The organism is Streptomyces sp. NPDC029466 (genome assembly GCF_055574515.1).
In genome coordinates this window covers 1-13,655 of sequence record NZ_JBVHZH010000038.1, presented here as the reverse complement: position 1 = coordinate 13,655, position 13,655 = coordinate 1, and the positions used below count along the sequence as shown (strand labels likewise).

The following is a 13,655-nucleotide window of genomic DNA, read 5'->3' as shown; positions in this document are numbered from 1 at the left end:
TCGTTTCTCTTGTTGTGTCCTGGTTTTCGCTCTCCCCCCCCCTCCCCCCCCCCCCCCCCCCCCCCCCCCCCCCCCCCCCCCCCCCCCCCCCCCCCCCCCCCCCCCCCCCCCCCCCCCCCCCCCCACCGGCACCCACCACAAACCCGGGGCCCCACCCCAAACACCACCCCTCCCGCCGACAGGCGAAAAACAGAAAGAGGTACGGCGGGGCACCCGACAACGTGGGATCAGCGCCGAGGGGCCACCGTCACCTCAACCCGCTGGAATTCCTTCAGCTCCGAGTACCCGGTCGTCGCCATCGCCCGGCGCAACGCACCGAAGAAGTTCATCGAACCGTCGGGGGTCGTGGACGGCCCCAACAGCACCTCCTCCGTCGTGCCGACCGCCCCGAGGTCCATCCGCTTGCCGCGCGGCACGTCCTCGTGGACCGCCTCCATGCCCCAGTGGTGGCCACGGCCCGGCGCGTCCGTGGCGCGGGCCAGCGGGGAGCCCATCATCACGGCGTCGGCGCCGCAGGCGATCGCCTTCGGGAGGTCACCGGACCAGCCCACCCCGCCGTCGGCGATGACGTGGACGTAGCGGCCGCCGGACTCGTCCATGTAGTCGCGGCGCGCGGCCGCGACATCGGCGACCGCGGTCGCCATCGGGACCTGGATGCCGAGGACGTTCCGGGTGGTGTGCGCGGCGCCGCCGCCGAAGCCCACCAGCACACCCGCCGCGCCCGTACGCATCAGGTGCAGCGCCGCGGTGTACGTGGCGCAGCCGCCGACGATGACCGGGACATCCAGCTCGTAGATGAACTGCTTGAGGTTCAGCGGCTCGGCCGCGGAGGAGACATGCTCGGCGGAGACGGTGGTGCCGCGGATCACGAAGATGTCCACGCCCGCGTCGACGACGGCCTTGGAGAACTGCGCCGTACGCTGCGGCGACAGCGCGGCGGCGGTGACCACGCCGGCGTCCCGCACCTCCTTGATGCGCTGCCCGATCAGCTCTTCCTTGATCGGCGCGGCGTAGATCTCCTGGAGCCGCTTGGTGGCCGTGGCGCCGTCCAGCTCCGCGATCTCGGCGAGCAGCGGCTCCGGGTCCTCGTACCGGGTCCAGAGACCCTCCAGGTTGAGGACGCCCAGGCCGCCCAGCTCACCGATGCGGATCGCGGTCTCCGGCGAGACCACCGAGTCCATGGGAGCGGCCAGGAACGGCAGCTCGAAACGGTAGGCGTCGATCTGCCAGGCGATCGAGACCTCCTTCGGGTCGCGGGTGCGGCGACTGGGTACGACGGCGATGTCGTCGAATGCGTATGCCCGGCGGCCGCGCTTGCCGCGCCCGATCTCGATCTCAGTCACGTGTGTGGCCTTTCCTCTACGTCTGCGGTTCCAGTATCCCCGACACGCCGGAGCCCGCGGCCGGGGTACGGCCGCGGGCATCGGTGCTCAGTGCTGTCATCCGGTCGCCGTCGACCGGGGACGCTCAGCGACGAGAGTAGTTGGGCGCCTCGGTGACCATCTGCACGTCGTGCGGGTGGCTCTCCTTGAGACCCGCAGCGGTGATCCGGACGAAGCGGCCCTTCTCCTTGAGCTCGGGGATGTCGGCGGAGCCGACGTAGCCCATGGAGGCGCGCAGACCACCGATCAGCTGGTGGGCGACCGAGGCGAGCGGGCCGCGGTAGGGCACCTGGCCCTCGATGCCCTCGGGGACCAGCTTGTCCTCGGAGAGCACGTTGTCCTGGAAGTAGCGGTCCTTGGAGAAGGAGCGGGCCTGGCCGCGGGACTGCATCGCGCCCAGCGAACCCATGCCGCGGTACGACTTGAACTGCTTGCCGTTGATGAAGACCATCTCGCCGGGCGACTCCTCGCAGCCGGCCAGCAGCGAGCCCAGCATCACCGTGTCGGCACCGGCCGCGATGGCCTTGGCGATGTCACCGGAGAACTGGAGACCGCCGTCACCGATCAGCGGCACACCCGCGGCGTTCGCGGCCTGCGCGGCCTCGTAGATCGCGGTGACCTGCGGAACGCCGACACCGGCGACGACGCGGGTGGTGCAGATGGAGCCGGGGCCGACACCGACCTTGATGCCGTCGGCGCCCGCGTCGATCAGCGCCTGGGCACCATCGCGGGTGGCGACATTGCCGCCGACGACATCGACGCTGATGTTGGACTTGACCTTGGCGATCATGTCGAGGATGCCGCGGCTGTGGCCGTGCGCGCTGTCGATGACGAGGAAGTCGGCACCGGCCTCGACCAGCGCCTGCGCCCGCTCGTACGCCTCGCCGCCGACGCCCACCGCGGCACCGACGACCAGCCGGCCCTCGGCGTCCTTGGCGGCGTTCGGGTACTTCTCCGCCTTGACGAAGTCCTTGACGGTGATCAGGCCCTTGAGCACGCCCGCGTCGTCGACCAGCGGCAGCTTCTCGATCTTGTGGCGGCGCAGCAGCTCGATGGCGTCCTCGCCGGAGATGCCGACCTTGCCGGTGACCAGCGGCATCGGCGTCATGACCTCGCGGACCTGACGGCTGCGGTCCATCTCGAAGGCCATGTCGCGGTTGGTCACGATGCCCAGCAGCTTGCCCGCGGCGTCCGTCACCGGCACACCGCTGATGCGGAACTTGGCACAGAGCGCGTCGGCGTCGGCGAGCGAGGCGTCCGGGCGGACCGTGATCGGGTCGGTGACCATGCCGGACTCGGAGCGCTTGACCAGGTCGACCTGGTTGGCCTGGTCCTCGATGGACAGATTGCGGTGGAGCACACCCGCGCCGCCCTGCCGCGCCATGGCGATGGCCATCCGCGCCTCGGTGACCTTGTCCATCGCCGCGGACAGCAGCGGGATGTTCACCGTGACGTTGCGCGAGACCCGGGACGCGGTGCTCACCGCGTTGGGCAGCACCTCCGACGCACCGGGCAGCAGCAGCACGTCGTCGTATGTCAGCCCGAGCATGGCGAATTTGGCGGGCATACCGTCGACGTTGTCACTCATGACACCTTCCCCAATGCTCTTGCCTCAGCGCGGACTCCCATGCTAACGGCCTAATGGGGTGGCCCATTCCACGAGCGATGAGGGCCTCGTCACTTGTGCTTTTCTACGGCGGCAGCCGGCCGCTTCCGACCGGGAACCGCTACTGCTCGGCCAGCGCCCGCAGCCTGCTCAGCGCACGGTGCTGAGCCACCCGCACCGCACCGGGCGACATCCCCAGCATCTGCCCGGTCTCCTCGGCCGTCAGCCCGACGGCGACCCGCAGCAGTACCAGCTCACGCTGGTTCTCCGGAAGATTCGCCAGCAGCTTCTTGGCCCACTCGGCGTCGCTGCTCAGCAGCGCCCGCTCCTCGGGGCCGAGGGAGTCGTCCGGCTGCTCGGGCATCTCGTCGGACGGCACGGCGGTGCTGCCCGGATGCCGCATGGCGGCCCGCTGGAGATCGGCGACCTTGTGGCCGGCGATCGCGAAGACGAACGCCTCGAAGGGCTTGCCGGTGTCGCGGTAGCGCGGCAGCGCACAGAGCACCGCGACACACACTTCCTGCGCCAGATCCTCGACGAAGTGCCGGGCATCACCCGGCAGCCGCGACAGCCGGGTACGGCAGTAGCGCAGGGCGAGGGGGTGCACATGGGCCAGCAGATCGTGGGTGGCCCGCTGGTCCCCCTCTACGGCGCGTGCGACGAGATCGCCGATTTCCTGCTTCCCGTCATCGCGCATCGGACCATGGTGCCTTGGCGCCGCGCGATCCGCGGCATCAGGTCCGCACTTGTGCACTGAAGCGTTATGAGCGGCAGGTGCGCCGGCTGATGTCATGTCCTGCGCCCTCCCCTCGTGCCCGACCGGCCCGTCCCCGAGGAACTCCATACTCCCAAGGATGCGGCACCGCGCGGCGAATCGGACCGCCGTCGTACGCCGACGGTCGCGGGGCGCTCTGCCGCCCCGCCCGCCACACGGCGGGCGGGGATCTTCACTCCCCCGCTTCGCTGCACGTCACAACGCCTTAGCGGACCAGTCCCCAGCGGAAGCCCAGGGCCACCGCATGCGCCCGGTCCGAGGCGCCGAGTTTCTTGAAGAGACGCCGGGCGTGGGTCTTGACCGTGTCCTCCGAGAGAAACAGCTCACGGCCGATCTCGGCGTTGGAACGGCCGTGACTCATGCCCTCCAGCACCTGGATCTCCCGCGCGGTGAGCGTCGGCGCGGCGCCCATCTCGGCGGACCGCAGCCGGCGCGGGGCGAGCCGCCACGTCGGATCCGCGAGCGCCTGGGTCACCGTCGCCCGCAGCTCGGCGCGCGAGGCGTCCTTGTGCAGATAGCCGCGGGCACCGGCGGCGACCGCGAGCGCGACCCCGTCCAGATCCTCGGCCACCGTGAGCATGATGATCCGGGCGCCCGGGTCCGCCGACAGCAGCCGGCGCACGGTCTCGACACCGCCGAGCCCGGGCATCCGTACGTCCATCAAAATCAGATCCGAACGATCGGCACCCCAGCGGCGGAGGACTTCCTCGCCGTTGGCCGCGGTCGTCACGCGCTCGACGCCGGGCACGGTCGCAACCGCCCGACGGAGCGCCTCTCGGGCAAGCGGGGAGTCGTCGCAGACGAGGACGGATGTCATGACCGCCCTCCGCAGCTGATGCGCGTCACCTTGAGCCTCCAGGCTGGTACGTATCGTCACCTGTGCGATTGACGGCCCTCGGACATTTGCCCGGGGTCTACCTCTGCCAACCGCCTCCGCACTCTCAACGACGGTCACTCGAAAGAGTTACGGCTTCGGCGACCGAGTTCAGCACGCTCCGTGAGGAGCCGGATACGCAGACGACTCAATGGGCGACCGGCATCCGCGCGTGCACCCTATGCCCTATTTGGCTCTCTTTCTTCCATTTTCGTGGTGACTATGACTAGATTCGCAATGAGTCATATTTACATCTACTTCGACAGTAGATGTACCGTCGTGAGCACCGAGCCCGAATCAGCATCGCTTCGAGGGGACAAGCAATGGCAGATTTCTCCCGCCTCCCGGGCCCGAACGCAGACCTCTGGGACTGGCAGCTGCTGGCTGCCTGCCGTGGCGTGGACAGCTCGCTGTTCTTCCATCCCGAAGGTGAGCGCGGAGCGGCCCGCAGCGCGCGTGAGACATCGGCGAAGGAGGTCTGTATGCGCTGCCCGGTACGGGCCGAGTGCGCGGCGCATGCACTGGCCGTTCGTGAGCCCTACGGGGTGTGGGGCGGACTGACGGAGGACGAGCGCGAGGAACTCATGGGCCGGGCCCGGCACCGGCTGGTCCCCGCCTCTTCCATGACCGGCCACCCGGGCGCCTCCGGCGCCTGACACCCCGGGAGCGGACCGCTCCTGAAGAAACGTTCCTGCGTGGCACCGAAGCCGAAGGCCCCGGGCCGTCAGCGCCCCGCGGCGTCCACCAGCTTGTCGAGCGTCGCCTCGACGGCGGGGACCTGCGCCAGATCCGGCAGGGTGAGCGCGACGATCTCGCGATGGACGGCAGGCTCCAGACGTACCGCCGTAGCCCCCTTGGGACGCACCGACGCGAGGGTCAGCTCGGGCAGCGCGGCGACTCCCAGACCGGCCCCGACCAGGCCGATGACCGCCGGATAGTCGTCCGTCGCGAAGTCGATCCGCGGGGTGAAGCCCGCGCTCTCACAGACCTCCACGAGATGCCTGCGGCAGCGGGGACAGCCCGCGATCCACGGTTCGTCGGCCAGCTCGGCGAAGCGCGCGACGCCCTCCTTCGCCAGCCGGTGGCCGGCCGGCACCAGTCCGACCAGCCGGTCCGCCAGGATCGGGCGCACCACCAGGTCGTCCCACTCCGCCCCCGCCGCCGGGTCCGCACCGCGCACCTCGGGGTAGCGGAAGGCCAGTGCGATCTCGCAGTCACCGTTGCGCAGCATCTCGATCGAGCGCGGCGGCTCGGCCTCGACCAGCGAGACCCGGGTACCGGGATGCGCGGCGCGCATCGTCGCCAGGGCCGTCGGCACCAGCGTCGAGCTGCCGGAGGGGAACGACACCAGCCGCACCCGTCCCGCGCGCAGGCCCGCGATGGCGGCGATCTCCTCCTCGGCGGCGGTGAGCCCGGCCAGGATGCCGACGGCGTGCCGGACGAGCGCCTCACCCGCCTGGGTCAGCCGCATCTCGCGGCCCGCGCGGACCAGCAGCGGGGTGCCGGCGGACTGTTCCAGCGCCTTCATCTGCTGGCTGACGGCCGGCTGGGTGCAGCCCAGTTCGCGCGCGGCGGCCGAGAACGAGCCGGTCCTGGCGACGGCGCGCAGCACACGGAGGTGACGGGCCTCGATCATATTTCGAGCATAAGCGCCGCTTGGACCGATCAGGAAAAATTGCGTCATTGCTTTTGGGGCACACGGCTAGCGTGGATCAGCGGCGCCTACGAGCTGGGGCGACGCCGGCGGAAGGCCGGTCCCCGAGCACGCCGCACGACCGAGCAACGGAGCACCGTATGAAGCTGCTGAGCGTGAACCTGGGGCGGCCGACCCCGTGCCGGCACACCACTGCGGAGGGCGGTACGGGCATCGACAAGCGGCCCGTGGACGGGACGGTGGCGGTGGCCGCGCCCGGTCCCAAGGGCGTCGGCGGCAGCGGGCTGGCCGGTGACGCGGTGGTCGACCTGCGCCATCACGGCGGCGACGACCAGGCCGTTTACGCCTACGCCCGGGAGGATCTGGACGACTGGCAGCGGGAGCTGGGGCGCGAGCTGGCCAATGGGGTCTTCGGCGAGAACCTCACCACGTCGGGCGTCGAGGTCACCGGCGCCCGTATCGGCGAGCACTGGCGGGTGGGTCCGCGGCTGCTGCTGGAGGTGACCTCACCGCGGATTCCGTGCCGGACGTTCCATGCGTGGCTCGGCGAGCGCGGCTGGATCAGGCGGTTCACCCAGGCCGCGGTGCCCGGTGCGTACCTGCGGGTGATCGAGCCGGGCGAGATCCGCGCCGGGGACGCCGTCGAGGTGGTGCACCGGCCGGATCACGAGGTGACGATCGAGATGGTGTTCCGGGCCCTGACGACCCGGCGGGAGCTGCTGCCGCGGCTGCTGGAGGCGGGTGCGGCACTGCCGGAGGAGGCCCGGCAGAAGGCGCGGAAGTATGCGGAGCGGGCGGCGGGTTGAGCGGTTCCGCCGGGCGCGGGGCGGCGGGGCCCGGAGCGGGCGGCGGAGGATCTGCCTCCGGTGGGCCGTGGGGCGGCCGCGCCACCGGGGGTTGGGGCTCGGGCGCCGTGCCCGGGGCGGATAGCGTGCCCGCATGACGACTGCATTGATCACGGGAGCGACGGCGGGCATCGGGGCGGCGTTCGCCCGGCGGCTCGCGAGCGACGGCCACAGCGTGGTGCTGGTGGCCCGCAACGAGAAGCGACTGCGCGAGCAGGCCACCGAGTTGCACGACCGGCACGGCATCGAGGCGGAGGTGCTGAGCGCCGACCTGGCCACCGAGGAGGGCATCGCAGCCGTCGAGGCCCGGCTCTCGGACCCCAAGCACCCGGTGGACCTGCTGGTGAACAACGCCGGTTTCGGCAACAAGGGCGAGTACCTCGAGGTCTCGATGGCCGACGAGCTGACGATGCTCAAGGTGCACTGTGAGGCGGTGCTGCGGCTGACCACGGCCGGGGTGCGCGGGATGCGGGACCGGCGGCGCGGCGCGGTGGTCAATGTGGCGTCGGTGGCGGCGTTCGTACCGCGGGGCACCTACGGCGCGAGCAAGGCCTGGGTCGTGCAGTTCACCCAGGGTGCGGCGCGCGATCTGGCGGGCAGCGGCGTGCGGTTGATGGCGCTGTGCCCGGGGTTCGTACGGACCGAGTTCCACGAGCGGGCCGGGATGGGGACGGAGAACATCCCCGGGTGGATGTGGCTGGACGCCGACAAGCTGGTCGACGCCGCGATGAAGGACCTGACGCGGGGGAAGTCGCTGTCCATTCCGGATCCGCGGTACAAGGCGCTGATGGGCGCGGTGAAGCTGGCGCCCCGTGGCGTGCTGGGGGGACTGACGTCCCGTACCGGCCGTAAATACGGGCCCCGCTGACACCGGGTCAGTCGGCCCGTTGCCGAGGGCGGGGCCGGGGTGGTGCCATGGCCGTGGCGCGCGGGGCGGGGCGGTGGGGTGCGGGGACGGAGCATCCACGGGCCCCTCCCCCCGCGGAACGCCACAGGACGCACAACGACGCGAACCGGCCGGCGACGCGCGACGCGGGAAAAGCGAGGCGCGACGGCGGACGACCGCGAAGGAGGTCCGTTCAGCACTATGCACCCCACCTCTGACAGTCCCCCAGGACCTGCGGAAACGCCACCGGTCCGGCCCGGCCTGCTGCTGTCGATGGGGCCGGGCGTGGCCGGCCGGCTCCTCGGCGCCCGCCACCACACCCGCCTCGCGGCCCTGGCCCGTACGGACCCGCATCTGATCGCCCACGATCTGGCCGACCCCACCCCCGAGGTCGCCGCCGCCCTCGCCGGCGCCGAGGTGCTGCTCACCTGCTGGGGCGCGCCGCCCCTCACCGACCGGGTGCTGGCCGCGGCCCCCCGGCTGCGGGCCGTCGTGCACGCCGCCGGATCGGTCAAGCACCACCTCACCGACGCCTGCTGGGACCGCGGCATCGCCGTCAGTTCGGCCGCCGCCGCCAACGCCCTCCCGGTCGCCGAATACACCCTCGCCGCGATCCTCTTCGCCAACAAGCGCGTCCTGCACTCCGCCCACCGCTACCGCGGTCTGCGCGCGCCGCACGCCTGGCCGGACGAACTCGCCGGAGCCGGCAACTACCGCCGCACCGTCGGCGTCATCGGCGCCTCCCGCATCGGTCGCCGCGTCATCGAACTGCTGCGCCCGTTCGACCTGCGCGTTGTGCTGTACGACCCGTATGTGGAGGCCGCCGAGGCCACCCGGCTCGGCGCGGCCCCGGTTCCGCTCGACGCGCTCTGCGCCGACAGCGACATCGTCACCGTGCACGCCCCGCAGCTGCCCGCCACCCGCCATCTGCTCGGCGCCCGGCAGCTGGCCCTGATGCCGGACGGCGCGACCCTGATCAACACCGCCCGCGGCTCGCTGGTCGACGAGGCGGCCCTGCTGCCCGAGCTGGTCACCGGCCGGCTGCATGCCGTCCTCGACGTCACCGAGCCCGAACTCCCGCGCCCCGGTTCGCCGTTGTACGACCTGCCGAACGTGCTGCTGACACCGCATGTGGCGGGTTCGCTGGGCACCGAGCTCCACCGCCTGGCCGACCACGCCCTCGACGAACTCGAACGCTACGGCCGGGGCCGCCCGTTCCTCACCCCCGTACGGCGGGAGGAGCTGCACCACTCGGCGTGAAGCGTGCAGGCGGCCCGGCCGCGGGGTTTCCGGTGCCCGGCAGGAACCCGGCCGGGCACCGGAAAGCCGAAGACCCGGCCCCCGCTGAGCGGGAACCGGGTCTCGGGTGAAGCAGTCCGCGCGGCGCGTCAGCCGGGGTGACGGCTCACGTCAGTGCGCGACGGCTCGCGTCAGTGCGCGTGGCCGTGACCGTGACCGGCCTCCGGCTCCTCCTCGGCGGGCTTCTCGACGACCAGGGTCTCGGTCGTCAGCAGCAGCGAGGCGATGGACGCGGCGTTCTCCAGGGCGGAGCGGGTGACCTTGACCGGGTCGATGACGCCGGCCTTGACCAGGTCGCCGTACTCGCCGGTGGCGGCGTTGAAGCCGTTGCCCTTGTCCTGCTCGGCGACCTTGGCGGTGATGACGTAGCCCTCGAGGCCGGCGTTCTCCGCGATCCAGCGCAGCGGCTCGACGACGGCGCGGCGGACGACGGCGACACCGGTGGCCTCGTCACCCTCCTTGCCGAGGGAGCCCTCCAGCACCTTGCCGGCGTGGACCAGCGCGGAGCCACCACCGGAGACGATGCCCTCCTCGACCGCGGCGCGGGTCGCGGAGATGGCGTCCTCCAGACGGTGCTTCTTCTCCTTGAGCTCGACCTCGGTGGCCGCACCCACGCGGATGACGCAGACGCCACCGGCGAGCTTGGCGAGGCGCTCCTGGAGCTTCTCGCGGTCCCAGTCCGAGTCGGTGGACTCGATCTCGGCCTTGATCTGGGCCACCCGGCCGGTGACGTCCTCGGCCTTGCCGCCACCGTCGACGATGGTGGTGTCGTCCTTGGTGACGGTCACCCGGCGGGCGGTGCCGAGCACGTCCAGACCGGCCTGGTCGAGCTTGAGGCCGACCTCCTCGGCGATGACGGTGGCACCGGTGAGGGTGGCCATGTCGCCGAGCATCGCCTTGCGGCGGTCACCGAAGCCGGGGGCCTTGACGGCCACGGCGTTGAAGGTGCCACGGATCTTGTTCACGACCAGGGTCGACAGGGCCTCGCCCTCGACGTCCTCGGCGATGATCAGCAGCGGCTTGGAGGCACCGGCCTGGATGACCTTCTCCAGCAGCGGCAGCAGGTCCTGGATCGAGGAGATCTTGCCCTGGTGGATCAGGATGTACGGGTCCTCCAGGACGGCCTCCATCCGCTCCTGGTCGGTGACCATGTACGGCGAGAGGTAGCCCTTGTCGAAGGCCATGCCCTCGGTGAAGTCCAGCTCCAGACCGAAGGTGTTGGACTCCTCGACGGTGATGACACCGTCCTTGCCGACCTTGTCCATCGCCTCGGCGATGAGCTCGCCGACCTGCTTGTCCTGCGCGGACAGACCGGCCACGGCGGCGATGTCGGACTTGTCGTCGATCGGACGGGCGGTGGAGAGAAGCTCGTCGGAGACGGCCTTGACGGCGGCGTCGATGCCCTTCTTCAGGGCGGCGGGGGAGGCGCCGGCGGCGACGTTGCGCAGACCCTCACGGACCAGCGCCTGGGCCAGCACGGTGGCGGTGGTGGTGCCGTCACCCGCGATGTCGTTGGTCTTGGTCGCCACCTCCTTGACGAGCTGGGCGCCCAGGTTCTCGTACGGGTCGTCGACCTCGACCTCACGGGCGATGGTGACACCGTCGTTGGTGATGGTCGGCGCGCCGAACTTCTTGTCGATGACGACGTTGCGGCCCTTGGGGCCGATGGTCACCTTGACGGTGTCGGCAAGCTTGTTGACGCCGCGCTCAAGGGCGCGACGGGCGTCCTCGTCGAACTTCAGGATCTTCGCCATGGGTTGCTTCAAGTCCTCTCATTGCGATCCTCGGCCACGACGTGGGGACCGCTGTCGCTCAAACGAACTGCGCCCCTGCCCCGGGTTGTTTAGACGCGGGAACCAGGGGCGCAGATCACGGCAAAACTGGGTGACTTACTTCTCGACGATCGCGAGCACGTCGCGAGCCGAGAGAACGAGGTAGTCCTCGTTGTTGTACTTCACCTCGGTGCCGCCGTACTTGCTGTAGAGCACGACGTCGCCGACCTTCACGTCGAGCTCGACGCGCTTGCCGTCCTCGACCCGGCCCGGGCCCACGGCCAGGACGACGCCCTCCTGGGGCTTCTCCTTGGCGGTGTCCGGAATGACCAGGCCCGAGGCCGTGGTCTGCTCGGCGTCGAGCGGCTGGACCACGATGCGGTCCTCAAGCGGCTTGATGGCAACCTTGGAGCTGGTGGTCGTCACGATCCGACCTCCCCCTTCGGAGATCTCACGGGGTTAACTGTCTGAGGTGGCGACCAGGTGGATCCGTCGTCGCGGGTGCCGGACCTGCCCGTCGCTGTGTTGGCACTCCCCACTGGAGAGTGCCAACGCCGAGACTATGACGCGGTTAGCACTCGGTCAAGCGGAGTGCCAGCGCGGCGGGGAGCTCTTCCCTCGACGCCGGTTGACCGGCCGTCCGCGGCCCGGGTTGACCGGCGTCCGCAGCCCCGTTTCCCCGGCCGGCCCGGCTTCGGCGATCATGGCCATCTACAGCGGGGGCGGGGCGGGTGACGAGGCAGGCAGCTTCCCGCCAAATCGGACATGCCTTCCCCTTCCCTCGCAACCACGCCCTCGGCTGCCTCGTCTACTTCCTCGACTGACGGGCCGACGAACCGGGCCCGCACCCGGCCGGCCGGCGGCCTCGACAAGATGGCGGAGGAAAAGCCGTGCGTGCACCGACCAGAGTTCCCCGGAAGGCCCGGGTGCCGGAGAGCGATGTCGAGCGCACCATGACGTTCGCCGCGCTCGCCCAGGCCCCGGACCGGCGGAGAACCGAGGCCCGGCTGCTCACCCTCGTCGTCCTGATCACGGTCTTCGGCTACACCTACACCGGCCTGTCGATGGGCGGCCTGCTCCCCGGCGGGCTGGCCGTCTTCACCGCCGCCATGCTGTTCATGACGCTGGTCCCGCATCTGGTCCTGCGCCGCTACGCGCCCCGCGCCGATCCGCTGATCCTGCCGCTGGCGACCCTGCTGACCGGGATCGGCCTGGTGCTGCTGCACCGCCTGGACCTCACCTACGCACAGTCGCCCCGGCTCAAGACGGCCCAGGCTGCCAACGGCCAGCTGCTGTGGACGGTGATCGGGGTGGTGGTCTGCCTCGCCGTCCTGCTGATGCTGCGCGATCACCGCATTCTCCAGCGCTACATCTATCTGACGATGGTGATCGCGCTGGTGCTGCTGATGGCACCGGCCTTCTTCGGCGCCGACATGTACGGCGCCAAGCGCTGGATCCTGCTGGGGCCGCTGTCGTTGCAGCCCGGCGAGTTCGTGAAGATCATGATCTCGGTGTTCTTCGCGGGCTATCTCACCGTCAACCGCGACGCCCTGGCGCTGGCCGGCCGCCGCGTCATGGGCATCCAGCTGCCCCCGGGGCGGCAGCTCGCGCCGATCTTCACGATCTGGGCGATCAGCCTGCTGGTGCTGATCTTCGAACGGGACCTGGGCACCTCGCTGATCTTCTTCGGCGTCTTCGTGATCATGCTCTACATGGCCACCGACCGCACCAGTTGGGTGCTGTGCGGCCTGCTGATGGCCACGGCCGGCGCGGCCGTGGTCGGCTCCCTCGAACCGCATGTCCACGGCCGGGTCACCGCCTGGCTCGACCCGATGCGGGCGTTCACCAAGGCGGGCCGGGCGGAGAACATGTCCGACCAGCTCGCCCAGGCCCTGTTCAGCTTCGGCAGCGGCGGCATCAGCGGCAGCGGCCTCGGCCAGGGCCACCCCGAGCAGATCGGCTTCGCCGGCAACAGCGACTTCATCCTCACCACCGTCGGCGAGGAGCTGGGCCTGGCCGGCGTGATGGCCGTGATCATGCTCTACGTCCTGCTGGCCCAGCGCGGCCTCCGGGTCGGCCTGAGCGCCCGCGACCCCTTCGGCAAACTCCTCGCGGCCGGCCTCTCCGGCGCGCTCCTCCTCCAGGTCTTCGTCGTCGCCGGCGGCGTCACCGGCCTCATCCCCCTCACGGGCAAGGCCCTCCCCTTCCTCGCCAAGGGGGGCTCCTCACTGGTCGCCAACTGGCTCATGGTGGCCCTGCTCTTGCGGATCAGCGACCATGCGCAGCGGCGGCGTGAGCCGGTTTGATTTCTTCCCACGTTTTCGGCTTTCCCGCCGTTCCGCTGCGCTTTGCCTCGGCCCCACGTTCTTGGCTGTCCCGCCGTTGCGCCTGCGGCGGGCGGTGCCGCTGCGCGGGGCTGTCGGGTGCGGTGACGGGGGGGGGGGGGGGGGGGGGGGGGGGGGGGGGGGGGGGGGGGGGGGGGGGGGGGGGGGGGGGGGGGGGGGGGGGGAGAGGGGGGGGGGGGGAGGGGGGAGGGGGGGGAGGGGGGGAGGGGGGGGGGTG

The 13,655-nt window shown here is 71.0% G+C and carries 12 protein-coding genes; 5 read left to right on the top strand and 7 right to left on the bottom strand.

From position 1 onward, the window contains the following. Window positions 1-227: 227 nt before the first annotated feature. From ACZ4XD_RS26250 to ACZ4XD_RS26235, 4 genes are all read right to left on the bottom strand, one after another. Window positions 228-1,343: a GuaB3 family IMP dehydrogenase-related protein gene (locus ACZ4XD_RS26250; RefSeq protein WP_468045970.1), complete on the bottom strand. Its 1,116-nt coding sequence runs from the start codon at window positions 1,341-1,343 to the stop codon at window positions 228-230. 124 nt (window positions 1,344-1,467) lie between these two features. Continuing rightward, entirely contained in the window at window positions 1,468-2,970 is a 1,503-nt protein-coding gene (gene guaB, locus ACZ4XD_RS26245) for an IMP dehydrogenase (protein WP_387249671.1), read from the bottom strand. A gap of 139 nt (window positions 2,971-3,109) precedes the next feature. Beyond that, the gene (locus ACZ4XD_RS26240) at window positions 3,110-3,685 is read right to left on the bottom strand and encodes a sigma-70 family RNA polymerase sigma factor (protein WP_018090849.1); all 576 of its coding nucleotides are present in this window, start codon (window positions 3,683-3,685) and stop codon (window positions 3,110-3,112) included. Between the two features lie 283 nt (window positions 3,686-3,968). Continuing rightward, entirely contained in the window at window positions 3,969-4,580 is a 612-nt protein-coding gene (locus ACZ4XD_RS26235; protein WP_003948568.1) for a response regulator transcription factor, read from the bottom strand. Window positions 4,581-4,960: 380 nt separating this feature from the next. Here ACZ4XD_RS26235 and ACZ4XD_RS26230 point away from each other — a divergent pair, with 380 nt between their 5' ends. After that, the gene (locus tag ACZ4XD_RS26230; protein ID WP_042155964.1) at window positions 4,961-5,293 is read left to right on the top strand and encodes a WhiB family transcriptional regulator; all 333 of its coding nucleotides are present in this window, start codon (window positions 4,961-4,963) and stop codon (window positions 5,291-5,293) included. Window positions 5,294-5,361: 68 nt separating this feature from the next. Here the strand turns inward: ACZ4XD_RS26230 and ACZ4XD_RS26225 are convergent, their stop codons facing one another. Next, complete coding sequence (locus tag ACZ4XD_RS26225; protein ID WP_468045967.1) at window positions 5,362-6,273, bottom strand: LysR family transcriptional regulator; 912 nt, start codon at window positions 6,271-6,273, stop codon at window positions 5,362-5,364. A gap of 158 nt (window positions 6,274-6,431) precedes the next feature. Between ACZ4XD_RS26225 and ACZ4XD_RS26220 the strand changes: the two genes are divergently transcribed. From ACZ4XD_RS26220 to ACZ4XD_RS26210, 3 genes are all read left to right on the top strand, one after another. Then, complete coding sequence (locus ACZ4XD_RS26220) at window positions 6,432-7,097, top strand: MOSC domain-containing protein (RefSeq protein ID WP_468045965.1); 666 nt, start codon at window positions 6,432-6,434, stop codon at window positions 7,095-7,097. Between the two features lie 133 nt (window positions 7,098-7,230). Next, window positions 7,231-8,004, top strand: coding sequence for an SDR family NAD(P)-dependent oxidoreductase (locus ACZ4XD_RS26215; RefSeq protein ID WP_468045963.1), 774 nt, complete (start codon window positions 7,231-7,233; stop codon window positions 8,002-8,004). A gap of 219 nt (window positions 8,005-8,223) precedes the next feature. Continuing rightward, on the top strand, window positions 8,224-9,282 hold the full coding sequence (locus ACZ4XD_RS26210; protein ID WP_468045961.1) for a hydroxyacid dehydrogenase: 1,059 nt from the start codon (window positions 8,224-8,226) through the stop codon (window positions 9,280-9,282). A 170-nt stretch (window positions 9,283-9,452) separates the two neighbouring features. Here the strand turns inward: ACZ4XD_RS26210 and groL are convergent, their stop codons facing one another. Further along, window positions 9,453-11,075: a chaperonin GroEL gene (gene groL / locus ACZ4XD_RS26205; protein ID WP_042155947.1), complete on the bottom strand. Its 1,623-nt coding sequence runs from the start codon at window positions 11,073-11,075 to the stop codon at window positions 9,453-9,455. A 135-nt stretch (window positions 11,076-11,210) separates the two neighbouring features. Beyond that, on the bottom strand, window positions 11,211-11,519 hold the full coding sequence (gene groES / locus ACZ4XD_RS26200) for a co-chaperone GroES (RefSeq protein WP_018090856.1): 309 nt from the start codon (window positions 11,517-11,519) through the stop codon (window positions 11,211-11,213). Between the two features lie 527 nt (window positions 11,520-12,046). On the opposite strand from groES, the gene ACZ4XD_RS26195 reads away from it, so the two are divergent. Further along, window positions 12,047-13,399 carry an FtsW/RodA/SpoVE family cell cycle protein gene (locus tag ACZ4XD_RS26195; protein WP_468046090.1) on the top strand — a complete coding sequence of 451 codons (1,353 nt, stop codon included), beginning with the start codon at window positions 12,047-12,049 and terminating at the stop codon, window positions 13,397-13,399. The last annotated feature ends 256 nt before the right edge of the window (window positions 13,400-13,655 follow it).